The 16,508-nt window shown below is 72.6% G+C and carries 15 protein-coding genes; 5 read left to right on the forward strand and 10 right to left on the reverse strand.

Going from position 1 to position 16,508, the window contains the following annotated elements; all coding sequences use genetic code 11:
• Positions 1-7: 7 nt before the first annotated feature.
• From E1264_RS01935 to E1264_RS01965, 7 genes are read right to left on the reverse strand one after another with little or no spacing between them, the layout of a single operon-like run.
• Positions 8-757: an SDR family oxidoreductase gene (locus E1264_RS01935; RefSeq protein ID WP_132168920.1), complete on the reverse strand. Its 750-nt coding sequence runs from the start codon at positions 755-757 to the stop codon at positions 8-10.
• Positions 754-1,965, reverse strand: a complete 1,212-nt coding sequence (locus E1264_RS01940; protein WP_132168922.1) for a thiolase family protein — start codon at positions 1,963-1,965, stop codon at positions 754-756. The genes E1264_RS01935 and E1264_RS01940 overlap by 4 nt, the downstream gene beginning before the upstream one ends.
• Positions 1,966-1,999: 34 nt before the next feature.
• Complete coding sequence (locus tag E1264_RS01945) at positions 2,000-3,157, reverse strand: acyl-CoA dehydrogenase family protein (RefSeq protein WP_132168924.1); 1,158 nt, start codon at positions 3,155-3,157, stop codon at positions 2,000-2,002.
• Positions 3,121-4,314: an alpha/beta fold hydrolase gene (locus tag E1264_RS01950; RefSeq protein ID WP_132168926.1), complete on the reverse strand. Its 1,194-nt coding sequence runs from the start codon at positions 4,312-4,314 to the stop codon at positions 3,121-3,123. The genes E1264_RS01945 and E1264_RS01950 overlap by 37 nt, the downstream gene beginning before the upstream one ends.
• A complete protein-coding gene (locus tag E1264_RS01955; protein ID WP_132168928.1) occupies positions 4,311-5,405 on the reverse strand; it encodes a homogentisate 1,2-dioxygenase in 1,095 nt (364 codons plus the stop codon). The genes E1264_RS01950 and E1264_RS01955 overlap by 4 nt, the downstream gene beginning before the upstream one ends.
• Before the next feature lie 17 nt (positions 5,406-5,422).
• Positions 5,423-6,646 carry an acyl-CoA dehydrogenase family protein gene (locus E1264_RS01960; RefSeq protein WP_132168930.1) on the reverse strand — a complete coding sequence of 408 codons (1,224 nt, stop codon included), beginning with the start codon at positions 6,644-6,646 and terminating at the stop codon, positions 5,423-5,425.
• Positions 6,647-6,650: 4 nt separating this feature from the next.
• Entirely contained in the window at positions 6,651-8,033 is a 1,383-nt protein-coding gene (locus E1264_RS01965) for a 4-hydroxyphenylacetate 3-hydroxylase N-terminal domain-containing protein (RefSeq protein ID WP_132168932.1), read from the reverse strand.
• Positions 8,034-8,225: 192 nt separating this feature from the next.
• Between E1264_RS01965 and E1264_RS01970 the strand changes: the two genes are divergently transcribed.
• Positions 8,226-8,849 carry a TetR/AcrR family transcriptional regulator gene (locus E1264_RS01970; protein ID WP_132168934.1) on the forward strand — a complete coding sequence of 208 codons (624 nt, stop codon included), beginning with the start codon at positions 8,226-8,228 and terminating at the stop codon, positions 8,847-8,849.
• 11 nt (positions 8,850-8,860) lie between these two features.
• Here E1264_RS01970 and E1264_RS01975 read toward each other — a convergent pair whose 3' ends face one another.
• The gene (locus tag E1264_RS01975) at positions 8,861-9,832 is read right to left on the reverse strand and encodes a hydroxymethylglutaryl-CoA lyase (protein WP_207935670.1); all 972 of its coding nucleotides are present in this window, start codon (positions 9,830-9,832) and stop codon (positions 8,861-8,863) included.
• A 195-nt stretch (positions 9,833-10,027) separates the two neighbouring features.
• On the opposite strand from E1264_RS01975, the gene E1264_RS01980 reads away from it, so the two are divergent.
• Together E1264_RS01980 and E1264_RS01985 are read left to right on the forward strand one after the other, a co-directional pair.
• Positions 10,028-11,269 carry a CoA transferase gene (locus E1264_RS01980; protein ID WP_132168936.1) on the forward strand — a complete coding sequence of 414 codons (1,242 nt, stop codon included), beginning with the start codon at positions 10,028-10,030 and terminating at the stop codon, positions 11,267-11,269.
• Between the two features lie 16 nt (positions 11,270-11,285).
• A complete protein-coding gene (locus E1264_RS01985; RefSeq protein WP_132168938.1) occupies positions 11,286-12,818 on the forward strand; it encodes an AMP-binding protein in 1,533 nt (510 codons plus the stop codon).
• Here the strand turns inward: E1264_RS01985 and E1264_RS01990 are convergent.
• A complete protein-coding gene (locus E1264_RS01990; RefSeq protein WP_132168940.1) occupies positions 12,811-13,497 on the reverse strand; it encodes a TetR/AcrR family transcriptional regulator in 687 nt (228 codons plus the stop codon). The two genes, E1264_RS01985 and E1264_RS01990, sit on opposite strands and share 8 nt — an antisense overlap.
• A gap of 14 nt (positions 13,498-13,511) precedes the next feature.
• Complete coding sequence (locus E1264_RS42930; RefSeq protein WP_165963916.1) at positions 13,512-13,649, reverse strand: hypothetical protein; 138 nt, start codon at positions 13,647-13,649, stop codon at positions 13,512-13,514.
• 236 nt (positions 13,650-13,885) lie between these two features.
• Between E1264_RS42930 and E1264_RS01995 the strand changes: the two genes are divergently transcribed.
• The gene (locus E1264_RS01995; protein WP_132168942.1) at positions 13,886-15,403 is read left to right on the forward strand and encodes an ABC transporter substrate-binding protein; all 1,518 of its coding nucleotides are present in this window, start codon (positions 13,886-13,888) and stop codon (positions 15,401-15,403) included.
• A 33-nt stretch (positions 15,404-15,436) separates the two neighbouring features.
• Positions 15,437-16,396 (forward strand): ABC transporter permease, encoded by a 960-nt coding sequence (locus E1264_RS02000; RefSeq protein ID WP_132168944.1) that lies wholly within the window; start codon positions 15,437-15,439, stop codon positions 16,394-16,396.
• Positions 16,397-16,508 lie beyond the last annotated feature (112 nt).

Consider the following 16,508-nt stretch of genomic DNA (forward strand, 5'->3'; position numbering starts at 1 on the left):
CCTCCGCTCATCGGGCGGTCCAGCCGCCGTCCACGGCGATGGTCTGGCCCGTGATGAAGCCGCCCGCGTCGCCAGCCAGGAGCAGCAGCGGCCCGTCGAGCTCGGCCAGGCGGCCGGGGCGGCGCATGGGCGTGTTGCGCCGGAGCCACCGCATCGCCTTCTCGTCGGCGAACATCTCCTCGGTCAGCTCGCTGGGGAACCAGCCGGGCGCGATGGCGTTGACGCGGATGCCCTCGTCCGCCCATTCCGCGCCGAGCTGCCGGGTGAGGTTGACGACCCCGCCCTTGGCCGCGCAGTAGGCCGCCTGCGTGACCGGCCACGAGGCGCCCAGGCCGAGGATCGAGGCGATGTTGACGATGGAGCCGCCCCGGCCCCGCATGGCCTGCGCGGCGTTGACGCTCATCTCGAACGCGGCGGTCAGGTCCACGTCGAGCGTGCGCCGGAACTCCTTGGCGGTCAGGTCGAACGCGGGGACCGGGTCGCCGAGGCCCGCCGCGTTGACCAGGATCTGCGGGCCGCCGAGCTCCGCCGCCCGCTCCACGACGCGGGCGCAGTCGGCGGTGGAGGTGACGTCGCACGCCTGGGGGATGATCCGGTCGTCCGTCGCGGCCAGCTCCCGCAGGCGGAACTCCCGGCGGGCCGCGGCGACGACGGTCGCGCCCGCCCCGGCCAGGACGCCGCACATGTGCCGCCCGATGCCGCTGGACGCGCCGGTGACGATCGCCACCCGCCCGTCCAGCGCGAACAGGCCGCTCATGACAGGCGCTCGATGATCGTCGCGTTGGCCATGCCGCCGCCCTCGCACATGGTCTGCAGCCCGTACCGGCCGCCGGTGCGCTCCAGCTCGTGCAGCAGCGTCGTCATCAGCTTGGCGCCGGACGCGCCGAGCGGATGGCCGAGCGAGATGCCGCCGCCGTTGACGTTCAGCCGGTCCATGTCCGCGCCGAGTTCGCGCTGCCACGCGAGGACGACCGGCGCGAACGCCTCGTTGACCTCGAACAGGTCGATGTCGGCGACGGTCAGGCCGGTCCTGGCGAGGACGTCGCGGGTGGCGGGGATGGGCGCGGTGAGCATGTCGACGGGGTCGTCGCCCACCACCGCCATGCCCCGGATCGCCGCGCGGGGCGTCAGGCCGAGGCGGTCGGCGGCGGTGTCGCTCATGACGAGGACGGCGGCGGCGCCGTCCACGATCTGCGAGGAGTTCCCGGCGGTCACCCGCCCGTCGGGGACGAACGCGGGCTTGAGCCCGCTCAGCGCCTCCGCCGAGGTGGCGCGGATGCACTCGTCCTCGGTGAGCGGCCCGCCGCCCGGCTCGGCGACCTCGCCCGTCTCCCGGTCGCGGACCTTCCGCGCCACCGGGACGATCTCGCGGCGGAAGCGCCCCTCGGCGGTGGCCGCCGCCGCCCGCTCCTGGCTGCGCAGGCCGTAGGCGTCGAGTTCCTCACGGGCCAGGTTCCAGCGGTCCACGATCAGCTCGGCGGAGATCCCCTGCGGGACGAGCCCCGGGGTCCCGTAGGAGACGCGGCCCGCGTACCGGGCCTGGACCTCGTCCCCGTACACGGCGCGGATGTCGCCGCCGGGGGCGTTGGAGAACATCGGCACGGTGCTCATGCACTCCACGCCGGCGGCGACGACCACGTCCATGAAGCCGGACGCCACGGCCTGCGCCGCGAAGTGGACCGCCTGCTGGGACGAGCCGCACTGGCGGTCCACGGTCGTCCCCGGGACCCCGGCGGGCCATCCGGCCGCCAGCACGGCGTTCCGCGCGATGTTCGTGCTCTGCGGCCCCACCTGGGTCACGCAGCCCATGATCACGTCGTTGACGGCGGCGGGGTCGATCCCGGCGCGCCCGGCGAGGGCCTTCAGCGTCTCGGCGGCCAGCTCGGCGGGATGCCACCCTGACAGCGACCCGCCCCTCTTGCCCGCGGGGGTACGGACGGCCTCCACGATGAAGGGAGTCGGCACGGCATGTCCTTTCGGAGTCGTCTTGGAACGGGGGTCAGCCGGCGGGGGCCCGGGTGAGGAGGGACAGGCATCCGGCGGTGACGGCCTCGTCGCGCAGCCGGGACGGGTGGCCGTCGAGCGCCGACGACGCCCGCGCCCGCCTGAAGTACAGGTGGGCGTCGTGCTCCCAGGTGAACCCGATGCCGCCGTGCACCTGGACGAGCGCGTCGGCGGCCTCGTCGAACGCCTCGGACGCCTCGGCCTTGGCCAGCAGGACGAGCTGATGCGCCGCCTCGCCCTCGCCGGAGTCGATCGCTTTGGCGGCGGCGAGCACCAGCGCGCGTGCCCCGGCGACCGCGACCGCGACCCGCGCGCAGCGGTGCTGGATCGCCTGGTAGCCGCCGATGACCTGGCCGAACTGCGTCCGGATCTTCGCGTAGTCCACCATGTGGGCCAGGCAGCCCTGCGCGCCGCCGACCTGCTCGGCCGCCAGCAGCAGCCGCGCGGCGTCCCGTGCCCTGGCGTGCGCGGCGGTGTCACCGGGCGCCGCCACCGTCGCCGGCACGGCTCGTAGTTCGAGGTCGGCCAGCGCGGCGGTCAGGTCGGTGGCCGGGACCCGGCGCCGGGCGACGTCGCCGTCCTCGCCGTCCAGGCGGGCCAGCACGGGGACGGCCCCCTGCGGTGAGTCGGCCAGGGTGAGCAGCACGTCCGCCGACATGCCGTGGGTGACGGCGCGCACCGTTCCGGAGACGCGCCCATCGGCGGAGAGCACCACCTCCGGACGCCGGCCGGCGAACGACTGCGGCATCCCGACGATCGCGGTGCCGTCCAGGAGGGCCTCGGCGCCGTCCGGCAGGCTCGCGCCTGGGAGGCCGAGCGTCCAGGCGGCGAGGACGGACGCCCGCACCGGCCCCGGGTAGAGGCACCCGCCCGCCTCTTCGAGCGCCGCGGTCAGATGGGCGAGCCCGAGCCCGAGACCGCCCGCCTCCTCCGGCCCGGCCATCGCGACCAGGCCGACCTCGCCGGCGAGCGCCCGCCAGCGGTCGCGGTCGAACCCGTCCTCGCCGAAGGCTGCGGCGTCGTCGCGCAGCGCCCTCGCCTCGTCCAGCGCGGAGGAGCCGGCGAAGTACGCGCGCAGCGCGGACCGCACCTCCTCCGGGCTCAGCAGTTCCTCGCTCACTTCGCGCCCGCCCAGCCCCGCTCGGCCAGCCACTCGGTGATCGTGTTCACGGCCTCCGCCAGGTGCGGACGCTGGCTCGGGCCCGAGTAGTAGTGGTTGGCTCCTTGGACGGTGTGCAGCGTCCTGTCCTTGTGCCCGACCGCCTCGTAGAGCCGCTGCGTGTGGCTCGGGGTGCAGGCGTCGTCGGCGGAGTTGCCGATGACGAGCGTCGGGACCTCCAGGTCGGCGGCGCAGCGCAGCCCGTCGCCGTTGGCGTCGTCGTAGCTCCACTGCGACAGCCAGCTCCGCAGCGTGGAGAACCGCGCCAGGCCCACCGGCCCCATGTTCACGACCTTGGGATCGCCCAGATAGCACCGGCCGGGACGCCGGTCGTTGGGGTCGACGGCCGGGTCCAGCCAGCGCGGGTCGGCCATCGTGCCGTGGGTGACGAACCCCCGCTCCTCCAGGGGCCGCCCGCTGCCGCGCAGGTCCTCCAGGGTCTCCTTGACCCATGCCGTGATCCGCCGGTTGCGGGCGATCTGCGCCTGCCGGTACCGGGCCAGGAACTCCTCGGTGTACGGCGGCCGGTTCGGGTTCTCGGGGTCGTAGAGGTCGAGCTCGGGGTCGCGGTTCTCGGGGTCGCGCTCGTCCAGGATGGAGGCGTCCATCCATTCGGTCAGCGTGCCGTGCCTGCTGACGTGCGCGGCGAGGAGCATCAGGCCGTCCGCGGGCTGCAGCCCGAGCTTCGTCAGGTCGGGGGCCTCACCGGCGGGGGTGGCGGTGACGGTCGGCGACTGCGCCTGCTGCTGGTAGTACAGCGACAGCGAGCCGCCGCCGCTCCAGCCGCCGAGGATCACGTTGCGGTAGCCGAGCCGCTCGCGGGCGTCCCGGACGCAGGCCCCGAGGTCCTGGACGACCTTCTCCATGATCAGCGCGCTGTCCACGCCGCGGTACCGGCTGTTGCAGTAAATGACGTGGTGCCCGGCCCGGGGCAGCGCGTTGGACATCGGCAGGTAGGCGCCCCCGCCGATCGGGTGCATGAAGACGATCACCGTGTCGGACGGGACGCCGCGCGGCCTGAGCAGGTAGCTCTCCAGCACGACGTCCTCGACCACGCCGCCGTAGGTGTCGCGGTACGCGGAGTCGTCCTTGAAGATCACCAGATACGGGACGCGGTCGTACTCGTGGCGGTCGGCGGCGACGGCGGTCATGCGCCCTCCCCGAGGGCCGCGTCCAGCAGGGCCCGGCTCGGGGTGAGCCTGCGGCGGGTGTCGATCGCGATGACCTTCCACTCCACGCGCTGGTCGACGTCGAACCTGCGCCGCGACCGCTCCCTCGCCCGCTCCGGAATCCCGTGGTGAATGCCCTGCGGGACGACGGAGAGCAGCCCCTCCGGCATGTCCACGCCGAACACGCTCCCGCCGTGGTAGAACGCGACCTCGTCGTAGTCGACGTTGCGGTGGTACCAGGGGATGCGCTCCACGCCCGGGACCATCTCGGCCGGACGCGGCAGGAAGTTCATCACGTACACGCCGGTGGCCTGCATGAACAGGTGCACCGTGGGCGGCAGGTGGACGCTCTCCGACGTGATCACGTCGTAGTCGTCGATGTTGAACGTGAAGGCGACGTTGTCGCCCCGCCAGCCCTCCGCGTCCAGCGGATGGTGGGGGGTGAACAGCGACGTCCGGCCGCCGAGGTGGCGGAGGCGGATCTCGTGCTCGTCCCGCCGCGGCTCCTCGAACACCTCGGGCTCCGGGATCGTGATCAGCGCGGGGTCGTAGGGGAAGTACCGGCCGATCGCGCCCGCCTCGGGCACCCGGAACTCCTCCCGCGCCTCGACGATGAGCAGGTGCGACTCACCGTCCGGGACCTGCCGGTAGGTCGTCGCCTTCGGCAGGTAGACGTAGTCGCCCGGACGGTAGGCCAACCGCCCGAACTCGGTCTCGAAGTGCCCGGTGCCGCGATGCACGAAGTACAGCTCGTCGCCGTCGACGTTCCGCTCGTAGAACGGCGCCGCCTGCCCGCGGCGGCTGAGCAGGATGCGGCAGTCGTCGTTGCTCAGCAGCGGCAGCGGCTCGCCCGCCGCATCGTGCAGGTCGCTCGGTTCGAGCGTCCCGGTCTGGACGTCCAGGGGACGCAGATCGCCCTCGACCCGGTACTTGGACGGGTCGTTGCGGCGGTAGAAGAAGGTGGTCCGGCCGGTGAACCCGGACCTGCCCATCTCGTCTTCCTTCAGCCCGTCCAGGTCGCGGTGGACCTGCCGTGGCGTGGTTCCCTTGCGCAGCTGGATGAAGGATTCCATCGTGTGCCGTCCTAACGTCAGCCCGGCTTCGGCGGCCGGGGCAGGCCGAGCCCGCGCTGGGCGATGATGTTGAGCTGGATCTCGTCGGTGCCGCCGGCGATGTGCATGGCCGGGGCGCCGAGGACGAACTCCGACCAGGCGTAGGCGTCCGGCTCGCCGCCGTCGGTGAAGGCGCGCTCGCCGAGGACCTCGCCCGCCAGCGCGGCGATCTCGTCCACGGCCCGGGTCATGAGCATCTTCAGGACGGACCCGGACACCGACGCCGTCCGGTGCCCCCAGGAGCCGTCCGGCAGCGCGGCGGCGGCGCGCATCGCGGTGACCGCGGCGACGGTCCGGGCGATCCGCCGCCGGTGGACGGGATCGTCCGCCGCGCCGAGCCGCTCGACCAGCGCCACCACCCGCTCCAGCACGTAGGGGCTGACCGGGCCGTCGCCGCCGATCATGGTCTCGCGCTCGCTGCCGAGGCTGGTCCCGGCGACCCGCCAGCCCTCGCCGACCCCGCCGACGCGGTGGGAGTCGGGGACGCGCACGCCGTCCAGGAACACCTCGTTGAACGCGGACCCGCCCGTCATCTGCCGGATCGGGCGGACGGTCACGCCGGGGGCGTGCATGTCCACCAGGAACACCGTCAGGCCGCCGTGCTTGCCGGCCGAGGGGTCGGTGCGGACGAGCGCCTCGCCCACGTCCGCGAGGTGGCCCATCGACGTCCACACCTTCTGGCCGGTGAGGACCCAGTCGTCGCCGTCCCGGACGGCCCGGGTCGAAACGCCCGCGAGGTCGGAGCCGGCGCCCGGCTCGGAGAACAGCTGGCAGCCGATGATGTCGGCGCGGTACAGCGCGGTCAGCATCCGCCGCCGCAGCTCCGCCGTGCCGTGCGCGTCGATCGCGGGCGCGACGATGTGCAGCCCGACGAACAGCATCTCCCGCGACGGGAAGCCCATGTCGGCGAGGAGGCGCTCGACGATCCGGTCGTGCTCGCGGGTCAGCCCGCGCCCGCCGCAGTCGGCCGGGCCGCTCGGCCAGGCCAGCCCGGCGTCGAACAGCCGCGCCTGGAGCTCCCTGGCCTGCTTGACCTGGAGTTCGTGGCCTTCGCCCAGCTCCTCCACGGCGGCGATCCGGTCGGACGCGCGGCGCCCCCCGGCACGCTCGGCGGTCGCGAACTCGCCGGCGATCGACCGCAGGAAGCGCTCGGCCTCCTCGCGGAAGGCGTCCAGGCTGAGGGGGTCGTTGTCGCTCGGCACGGTGTCAGTCCTCCGCGAGCCCGGCCAGCTTGAGCGCCAGGGCCTTCGCGTCGTCCATCGGGTAGTGCTTGCGGGCCACGAGCCGCTGCGCGTAGAGGCCGCCTCCGGACTGCAGCATGGTGACCAGCTGCCAGCCGCCGTAGGCGTCGGCGGTGAAGTCGCGGATCGCGTGGAACAGCCGGGTGCGGTACTCGCCGTCGATGCCGTCCTTGGTCCGCATGTACTTGCGGATGAACGGGCCGACCTCCGCGTGCTCCAGGTCGCTGACGGACGGCGCGGTGACGATGGCCCCGCCGCCGATGTCGTGCAGATGGCGGATCATCGTGCTGAACTCGGCGGCGCCGTAGTGCTTGGCGGCGTTGGTGTACAGCTCGCTGGGGAAGTACCAGCCCTCCGGGCTGGCCTCGGCGTTGGCGATGGCCGCCTCCAGGGCGCCGCGCACCAGCGTGGCGTAGATGACCATCTCGGCGATCTTCTCGCGGATGTGCGGGACGCGGTCGGTGCCGTTGGCCTCGGCGATGAGCTGCGCCAGCCCCACCAGGGTGTCGCCGTACTCGGCCAGGTGCGCGGTCCCGCCGAGCCGCTCCCACAGCCCGAGGGAGTGCGCGAACGTCGCGGAGTGCTCGATCTCCCCCGCCAGGAACACCCGCTCGTTGGGGACGAAGACGTCGTCGAGGATGACGAAGCCCTCCGGCATGTTGTGCCGGGAGCTGACCGGGAAGTCGGCCTGCCGCTCGCGCGGCGCGTAGCTGGTGTTGACGATCGTCACGCCCGGCGCGTTCACCGGGATCGCGCACGCGACCGCCCAGTCCTCCTCTCCCGGCTTCATGTTCTTGGTCGGCATCACCACCAGCTCGTGGCTGACCGCCGCCGACGAGATGTGCAGCTTGGCGCCGCGGACGACGATGCCGTCCGGGCGGCGCTCGACGATGCGGGTGTAGACGTCGGGGTCGTCCTGCGCGCTCGGCGGGCGCTTGCGGTCGCCCTTGGCGTCGGTGATCGCCTGCACGCAGCGCAGGTCCCTGTCCCGGCAGTGGGCGAAGTAGTCCTCGATCCGCCGCGCGTACTCCGCGTCGGCCGGGCGGATCCGGGCCGCCGCGGTGAGCAGCGCCAGCAGCCCCTGGGACGTGGTGACGGTGACCATGTCCCAGCCGAGCAGCAGTTCCAGGATGTCCTTCAGCTCGGCGGGGCTGCGCGGGATCTTGAAGTAGGGGCCGCTGGCGTCGTCTCCGGGACGGTGATGCCGGTCGTACCCGGCACCCACCAGCTTCAGCGCGGTGGCGAACTGAGGGTGGGTGGCCAGGTCCTTGATGTCCTCGCCCTCGGCGACGATGCGTCTGCCGTCGTCGAGTGAGGCGAGGTACTCCTCCCCGGTCATCATCGCCATGGGTGCGTCCCTTCGATCGGCCGTCCGGTCGTGCGGCGGGCAATGCCGCCTTGGCGGATAATACTGATGCTAAATTCAGTTTTAGTCAACGGGGTCGGGAGCGCACTCCGGGCGGCGGGTGATCCTCTAAACTTCGGTTCACGTTCACCAGGTGCGCGGGAGCGGTCCGCCGTCATCAGAAGGGGTTGCAGGATGCCTGCGAAGCCACCCACGCCCAAGGGACGGCGGACGGAGGCGGCGTTCCTGGAGGCCGCGCGCAAGGTCTTCGCGGAGCAGGGCTACTTCAACGCGAAGATCTCCGACATCGCGCGGGAGGCGGGCAGGTCCCCCGGCTCGTTCTACAACTACTACGAGAACAAGGAAGAGCTGCTCGAAGCGCTGCTGGAGCAGTTCTCCGTCGAGGTCCTGGAGAGCTCGTTCCAGGCGCAGAGCGACGACCCGCTGGAGGGCATCCGCGGCGCCGTCCGGGCGTACTGGACCACCTACCGCAAGTACCTCGCCGAGATGGTGGGCGTGTTCCAGATGTCCATGACGGACGAGACCTTCGCGCAGCGGTGGCGGGAGCAGCGCGCCATCGGCATCCGCGTGGTGCGGGCGGGGATCAGGAACGCGGAGCGGTCGGGGTACCGCGTAGGCGCCGCGCCCGGGCTCCTCGCCTCGGCGATCGTCTCGGTGCTGGAGTCGTTCTGCTGGGTCTGGATGGTCTCGGGCGGCGACACCGACGTGGACGCCCCCGACGACGAGGCCGCCATCGAGACGCTCAGCCAGCTCTGGTACCGCGCGGTCTACCACCAGGAGCCCGAGACCAACGGCTGAGCCCCCGGCATTCAGCCCGTGGCGACCGGGAGCCGGGGCCCGGCGCGCATGATCTGGCCCGGCAGCTCGCGTCCGGTGAGCTCCTCGGCGAGCCGCGCGGCGCCGACCAGCGCGGAAAGGTCGAGGCCGGTGGCGGTGCCCAGCTCGTGCGCCAGATGGACGAAGTCCTCGGTGCTGATGTTGCCGCGGGCCGACGGCGGCGCGAACGGGCAGCCGCCCATGCCCGCGACCGAGGCGTCGAACAGCGTGACGCCGAGCGTCAGCGCGGTCAGCGCGTTGGCCATGCCGAGCGCGCGGGTGTCGTGCAGGTGGAGCCCCACGGGACGGCCGTCGGCGGCGGACCGCGCGACGGGCACCAGGGAGGCGATCGACGCGGGCGTGGCCATGCCGGTCGTGTCGGCGAGGAAGACCTCGTCGGCGCCCTCCCGGACCGCGAGGCTCACCAGCGAGAGCACGGTCTCGGCGGGGACGTCGCCGGCGTAGGGGCAGCCGAACGCGGTGGCGACGACGACGCTCAGCGGCGTCCCGGCCGCTGCGGCGAGCCCCGCGACGCGATGCAGCTCGCGCGCCGACTCCTCGGTGGTCATCCGCACGTTGCGCTCGTTGAACGTGCTGCTCGCCGCGACGACGAACACCAGGCGGTCGACGGCGCCGGTGCCGATCGCCCGCTCACCGCCGCGGCCGTTGGGCACGAGCGCCTCGACCGACACCCCGGGCAGGTCGCGCACCGCGCGGACCACCTCCTCCGCGTCCGCCATCTGCGGGACGGCGCGCGGGCTGACGAACGACGCCGCCTCGATCCGGCGCAGGCCCGCCGCCGCGGCGGCGCGGATGAGCCGTACCTTGTCCTCTACGGTCAGCGTGACGTCGATGTTCTGCAGCCCGTCCCGGGGGCCGACCTCCCGGACCTCGATAGCGGCGGGCAGCCGCTCCGGCCAGTTCCAGGGCAGAGGGGAGGTGGAGTCGGCGGACCGGACGGGCATGCGGATTCCCTTCTGGGGGGCGGCGGCGACGGCTCTGACAGGGCGGGCGCCGGGCGCCGTGGTTGCCTGGAGCCGACACCAAGACTAATTTCAGATTCAGAAAAATCAAGACCGCCGCCGTCCGTCCGGGGATTGCGCGGAGACCAAGACTGAGACTAGTTTCAGTTTCAGTTTGTTAGGAAGGGACCGATCTCCGTGAGCCGCACTCCCCTCGACGGCGTCCGGGTCCTCGAACTCGGCAGCTTCATCGCCGGCCCGTTCGCCGGCCAGCTCCTCGGCGACTACGGCGCCGAGGTCGTCAAGATAGAGCCCTGCGACGGCGACGCCATGCGCCGCTGGGGCGTCATGCGGGACGGCCAGTCCCTGTGGTGGGCGCAGCTCGCCCGCAACAAGCGGTCCGTGGCCGTCGACCTGCGCGACCCGCGCGGCCGGGACCTGGTGCGGCGGCTGGCGGGCAAGGCCGACATCGTGGTCGAGAACTTCGCCCCGGGCAGGCTCGCGAGCTGGGGCCTGGACTACCCCGCGCTCTCGGCCGCGAACCCGAAGCTGATCATGGCGCACGTGTCCGGCTTCGGGCAGAGCGGGCCGCGCGCGCACGACCGGGGGTTCGGCAGCGTGGGCGAGGCGATGGGCGGGATCCGCGCCCTCACCGGGCACCCCGACCGTCCCCCGACGCGCGTGGGGGTCAGCCTCGGCGACGCGCTCGCCGGGATGTTCGCCGTGATGGGGGTGCTCGCCGCGCTGCAGGAGCGCCACCGCAGCGGGCGCGGCCAGGAGATCGACGTCGCGCTGTACGAGGCCGTGTTCGCGCTGATGGAGTCCACGCTGGCCGAGCACGAGCTCGCCGGCTCCACCCGGACGCGCACCGGCAGCACGCTGCCGGGGGTGGCGCCGTCCAACGTCTACCGGGCGGGCGACGGCGGCGAGCTGCTGATCGCCGCCAACGGGGACGCCCTGTTCGCCCGCCTCTGCGCGGCGATGGGCACCCCGGAGCTGGCCGCCGACCCCCGGTTCGCCACGCACCAGGCCCGCGGGCAGAACATGGCCGAGCTGGACGCCGTCATCGGCGGCTGGGTCGCCGGTCTCCCGCTGGAGGAGGCCGAACGGCTGCTGGACGAGCACGCGGTCCCCCGCGGCCGGATCTACACCCCGGCGGACATGCTCGCCGACGCGCACTACGCCGCCCGGGAGATGATCGTGCGGCTCGCCGACCCCGGCACCGGCCTGGAGATCCCGATGCCGGGCGTCGTCCCGAAGCTGAGCCGGACGCCGGGCGCGATCCGCACCCCGGGCCCGCTCCTCGGCGCCGACACCGCGCGGGTGCTGCGGGAGTGGGCCGGGTGCCCGGAGAAGGAGATCGACCTGCTGGCCTCCCGGGGGGTCGTCCGCCGCGCGGACGACGCCTCTCCCGTTCCCACCTCCGCCGTCCGGCACTAGCAAGGGAGAATCGAGGATGCGCACCACCGAGGCCCTCGTCCGCGGGCACGCCGAGCTGCGGCCGGGCGCCGTCGCCTTCGCCGGCCACGACGGCCCGCCGCTCACCTACCGGGACGTGGACGCCGCCGCCGACCGGATCGCCGGAGGGCTGCTCGCCTCCGGGATCGAGCCCGGCGACCGGGTGGCCTGGCTCGGCCGCAACCATCCCGACTACGCCCTGCTGCACCTGGCGGCCGAACGCGTCGGCGCGGTGACCAACCCGCTCAACTGGCGGCTGTCGGCCCGCGAGCTGAGCGCGGTGATCGCCGACGCGGGCCCGGGGATCGTCGTCGTCCAGGAGGAGTTCGAGCCGCTCCTGCGGGACTCGCTGCCCGGGGGTTCGTCCGCGCCCGTCGTCGTCATCCGCGGCGGGGGCGCGGCTGACGGTTTCCGCGCCTGGTACGGCGGCTTCCCGGCGGAACCTGGCGGGCGCGGCACCCGGGAGGGCGACCCGACGCTGCTGTACTACACGTCCGGCACGAGCGGCCGGGCCAAGGGCGTCCTCTACGAGGCCGGGCGGTGGACCAAGGCGCTCGACGCCTACCCGGGGTGGGAGTGGCCGGAGTCCCCGGTCCTGCTGATCGTCGCGCCGGTCTTCCACGTCGCCGGGGGCGTCTGGACGCTGTACGGGCTGCGCCTCGGCGCCCGGATCTCGCTGGTCGCGGACGCCTCCCCCGCCCACGTCCTCGGCACCCTGCAGAAGCAGGGCGTCACGCACGCGCAGCTCGTCCCGGCGATGCTGCGCGCCGTCGTCGACAGCGGGCAGGTGGGCGCGCACGACCTGTCCGCGCTGCGGCTGGTCGCCTACGGCAGCTCCCCGATCACCCCGGCGCTGCTGAAGGCGGCGCGGGCGGCGCTGGGCTGCGACTTCGTCCAGGTCTACGGGCTGACCGAGACCTGCGGGACGGTCTGCACCCTCGGCGCGGACGAGCATGACGAGGCGGGCCCTCACCTGTCGTCGGCGGGCCGTCCGGTGCCGGGCGCCGAGGTCCGGGTCGTCGACCCGGTGGACGGCCGCGTCCTGCCGCCGGGCGGGGTGGGCGAGGTGACGCTGCGGATGCCCTGGATGATGGCGGGCTACTGGGGCATGCCGGACAAGACCGCCGAGGTCGTGGACGCGGACGGCTGGTTCCGCAGCGGCGACGCGGGTTACCTGGACGAGTCCGGCCACCTGTACCTGACCGACCGCATCAACGACATGATCGTCAGCGGCGGCGAGAACATCTACCCGGCCGAGGTGGAGAACGTCCTCGCCGAGCATCCGGCGGTGCTGGAGGCCGCGGTGGTGGGGCAGCCCGACGAGCGGTGGGGCGAGTCGGTGCTCGCTGTCGTCGTGCCGCGTCCCGGCGCCGAGCCGGACGCCGACGAGGTGATCGCCTTCTGCCGGGAGCGGCTGGCGCACTACAAGTGCCCGCGCGAAGTGAAGGTGGTGGAGGCGCTGCCGCGCAACGCGTCGGGCAAGATCCTGCGAAGGGAGCTGCGCGGCCGCGGGGCCGCGGCCCCTAGCTGACCGGCGCCGAGGCCGCCGCGCGCCGGGTGGGCTGCCGCCTGCCGTTGCCGTCCGGCGCGTCGTCCGGCGCGTCGTCCGGGGCGGTGAAGAAGACCGTCCGGTACCAGATGGCGGCCAGGGTGCGGATCGCGGTCTCGTCGTCCGGCGCCGGGACGCCCTCGTCGCCGCCGCCGACCATCCACACCCAGCAGAACGACTCCAGGGTGGACACCAGCGCGGAGGCCAGCACCTCGGTGTCGAGGCCCGGGTCGTAGCCCTCGCTGCGGGCCCGGACGATGCCGTCCACGATGCTCCGCACCCCCGCGGCGCGGTTGCGGCGCCACTTGCGCGCGTACTCCGGGTCGGTCATCGACATCTGGAAGACCCCGATCATCTCGGGCAGGTACTTCCGGTAGCCGGACCAGTAGGCGCGCACGGCCTCGACGATGTTCTCGTACGGGTCGCCCTTGTGGTGCAGCCGGGCGGTGGTGCCCTGCACCTCGGACGAGAACTGCCCGAGCAGCGCTTCGAGCAGCTCCTCCTTGTTGTCGTAGTAGTTGTAGAACGACCCGGCCGAGCGCCCGGCGGCCTCGGCGATGTCGGAGATCTTGGTGTTGAAGTAGCCCTTCTCGGCGAACACCTTGCGCGCGGCCTCCAGGAAGGCCGCCTCGGTGCGCCGACCCTTCGGTGTGTTGGCCATTCCGCTCCCCCCTTCTAGCGCTTGCCCAGGCCGGACGGCTCGAAGCCGTAGTGCGGGTTCCCCACCATCCCGCCGGCCTCGGAGCCCATGCCGGGCAGGGAGAGCGCCTCTTCGAGGGCGATCCTCTTCAGCGTGCCGTCGTCGTCCGTCATCCGGACCAGTATGAAGTTGAATTTAGAATTAGTAAAGTCCTGGAAGATGCTGGGGCAACGGGGGCGCGCGAAAGTTGACCCGGTCAACGAACTCCCGGCGAGACCGAACCCGTCCGAACCCTTGCCGGTCGCTAAAAAACTGAGTATAAAATCACTTTCAGGGAATCCTCCGGCCATCGTTGCTGGTCGCACCGGATGGCGCGGGATCTTGTCCAGAGAGAATCGGTGGTCGGAGCATGAACAGACGGACGGCGATCGCGGCCGCGGCGGCGGCGCTCCTCGGGCTGACAGCCGCCTGCGGGCCGAGCGAGGGCGGGACCGAGTCGGACGACGGGGTGCTGAAGGTCGGCGCCGCCTTCGCCCAGACCACCCTCGACCCCGCCCGGCTGCCCATCCGGCAGATGGCCATGTACACCGCTCCCCTGTACGACTCGCTGACGCTCCTCGCGCCGGACGAGAGCGTCCAGCCGCTGCTCGCCACCAAGTGGACGCCCGGCAGCGACGGCGACGGGCCCTACCTCGACATGACCCTGCGCGGCGGGCTGACCTTCCCCGACGGCACCGCGTTCACGTCCAAGACGGTGGCGGCCAACGTCAAGCGCTCGCAGACCCTCAAGGGCAGCACCAACGCGCCGCAGCTCGCCGGGGTCACCGTCGAGGAGCGCGGCGCCACCGAGGTCAGGTTCCGGGCGAAGGACGGGGTGGGCGCGCTGCCGCGCATCCTCGCCGGGTCGGCCGGGCAGATGATCTCCGACAAGGCGATCGCGGACGGGACCGACCTGACCCGCGCGTCGGCCGGGATCGGGCCGTTCACGCTCCAGCGCGTCCAGGCCAACCGGGTCGTCTACACCGCCAGCAAGAACTACTGGGACGCGAAGGCCGCGGCGGCCAGGACCCTGGAGATCGACTACCTCGCCGACGACGCCAAGCTCAACGCGGTCCGCTCCGGCGACCTGGACGTCACCATCCTCCCCGAGAAGATGGTCAAGCCCGCGGAGACCGCCGGCTACAAGATCGAGCGCAGCATGGGCTCGGAGAACTACACGTTCTCCTTCAACACCGCGATGAAGCCGTTCGACGACGTCCGGGTCCGGCGGGCGGTCAACTCCGCGCTCGACCGCAAGGCGATCTGCCAGGGCCTGCTGGACGGCAAGTGCGAGCCCAACGGGCAGTTCTTCGGCGCCGGGACCAAGGCGTACGCGCAGGGCCTGGACCTGAGCCTCGTCCCCTACGACCTCGCGAAGGCCAAGTCGCTGGTCGAGGAGGCCGGCGCGACCGGCGCCAAGGTCGAGATCGTCACGGTGGCGGGCAACCAGGTCTTCGAGCAGCTCGCCACGATCGTCCAGGAGCAGCTGAAGAAGATCGGGCTGAACGCGTCCGTCGCCGCCGTCGCGCCGCCGCAGGTCGTGAGCCGGTTCACGGCGGAGAAGAACGTGGCGATGGCGTTCGGCGCCACCGGGAACGCGTTCGACCCGTCCGACACCCTGGACCGCTACGGCCTCGCCAAGGGCCTCTACAACCCCGGCGGGATGAAGAACGACAAGGTCGAGAAGCTGGCCAAGGACGCCCTGCGGGAGACCGACCAGGCCAAGCGCATGGCGATCTACCAGGAGATCTCCAAGGCCATCACCGAGGGCATGCTCCTCGTGCCGGTGCTGACCCCGGAGACCGCCTACGTCATCGCGCCCGGCGTGTCCGGCTGGAAGGCGCCCTGGGCCCCGTCGTTCCCGTCGTTCCGCGGCGTCAAGGGCTGATCGGATGCCACCGACCGTCCGGGGAGCGACGCCATGGCGGTGCTGATCGTCAAGCTGGTGGCCAGGCGGCTGCTCGCGGCCGTCCCGATCCTGATCGTCGTCACGTTCGGCACCTATTTGATGCTGTTCTCGATCGGCGACCCGGCGTCGGTGGTCGCCGGGGAGAGCGCCTCGCGGCAGCAGGTCGAGCAGGTCAGGCAGGAGCTGGGGCTCGACAGGCCGCTGGTGGCGCAGTACCTGTCGTGGCTCGGCGACGCGGCGCGCGGCGACCTCGGCGAATCGCTGCACCACCGGGGCTCGGTCACCGCGCTGATCGGGGAGAACCTTGCGCCGACGCTGCTGCTGTCGCTGCTGGCCATGGTGATCGCCGTGGTGACGTCGGTGCTGATGGGCTCGGCGATCAGCCTGCGTCCGGGCGGGCTGGTCGACCGCGTCCTGCGCGGGGTGGCGGTCCTCGGGATCGCCGTCCCGAACTTCCTGGTCGGGCTCATGCTCATCCTGGTGTTCGCGGTGTGGCTGCCGTGGCTGCCCGCGGGCGGCTACCGCAGCCCGTCCGAGGTGGGGCTCGGCGAGGCCCTGTGGTACCTGCTGCTGCCCGCGCTCGCGCTGGCGCTGTCGCTGATGTGCCAGCAGCTGCGGACCTTCCGGGCCTCGCTGGTCAAGGAGTACGGCGCCGACTACGTCGGCACCGCCCGGATGAAGGGCGTCTCGCGGCGGGGGATCTTCTTCCGCCATGTGAGCCGCAACGCGTCCGCGCCGCTGGTGACGGTGATCGGCCTTGAGGTCGGGGTGCTGATCACCGGGGCGCTGCTGGTGGAGGTCGTGTTCGCGATCCCGGGCATCGGGACGCTGACGCTGGACGCCGTCCGCGGCCAGGACTTCCCCGTCGTGCAAGCGCTGGTGGCGCTGTTCGCCCTGGTCGTGCTGGGCGCCAACCTGGTGGCCGACCTGGTCGCGTCCTGGCTCAATCCCGAGGCGAGGAGCCGGTCATGAAGGGTGGCGTCGTAGAGGGTGGCGTCGTGGAGGCGGCCGGGGCGGCGGAGACGGTCCCGGCGAAGGCCGTCGAGCGGAGGCGGTCGCGGCGGGGGCCGCGGCGGCTCGGGTG

It is taken from the genome of Actinomadura sp. KC216, from assembly GCF_004348535.1.
Lineage (GTDB): Bacteria > Actinomycetota > Actinomycetes > Streptosporangiales > Streptosporangiaceae > Spirillospora.

What these genes read in the sequence shown, in the direction of transcription:
- E1264_RS01955 (WP_132168928.1), bottom strand. Translation starts at nt 5,405, where the DNA reads ATGGAATCCTTCATCCAGCTGCGCAAGGGAACCACGCCACGGCAGGTC.
- E1264_RS01970 (WP_132168934.1), top strand. Translation starts at nt 8,226, where the DNA reads ATGCCTGCGAAGCCACCCACGCCCAAGGGACGGCGGACGGAGGCGGCG.
- E1264_RS01995 (WP_132168942.1), top strand. Translation starts at nt 13,886, where the DNA reads ATGAACAGACGGACGGCGATCGCGGCCGCGGCGGCGGCGCTCCTCGGG.
- E1264_RS01950 (WP_132168926.1), bottom strand. Translation starts at nt 4,314, where the DNA reads ATGACCGCCGTCGCCGCCGACCGCCACGAGTACGACCGCGTCCCGTAT.
- E1264_RS02000 (WP_132168944.1), top strand. Translation starts at nt 15,437, where the DNA reads ATGGCGGTGCTGATCGTCAAGCTGGTGGCCAGGCGGCTGCTCGCGGCC.
- E1264_RS01935 (WP_132168920.1), bottom strand. Translation starts at nt 757, where the DNA reads ATGAGCGGCCTGTTCGCGCTGGACGGGCGGGTGGCGATCGTCACCGGC.
- E1264_RS01975 (WP_207935670.1), bottom strand. Translation starts at nt 9,832, where the DNA reads ATGCCCGTCCGGTCCGCCGACTCCACCTCCCCTCTGCCCTGGAACTGG.
- E1264_RS01965 (WP_132168932.1), bottom strand. Translation starts at nt 8,033, where the DNA reads ATGGCGATGATGACCGGGGAGGAGTACCTCGCCTCACTCGACGACGGC.
- E1264_RS42930 (WP_165963916.1), bottom strand. Translation starts at nt 13,649, where the DNA reads ATGACGGACGACGACGGCACGCTGAAGAGGATCGCCCTCGAAGAGGCG.
- E1264_RS01990 (WP_132168940.1), bottom strand. Translation starts at nt 13,497, where the DNA reads ATGGCCAACACACCGAAGGGTCGGCGCACCGAGGCGGCCTTCCTGGAG.
- E1264_RS01985 (WP_132168938.1), top strand. Translation starts at nt 11,286, where the DNA reads ATGCGCACCACCGAGGCCCTCGTCCGCGGGCACGCCGAGCTGCGGCCG.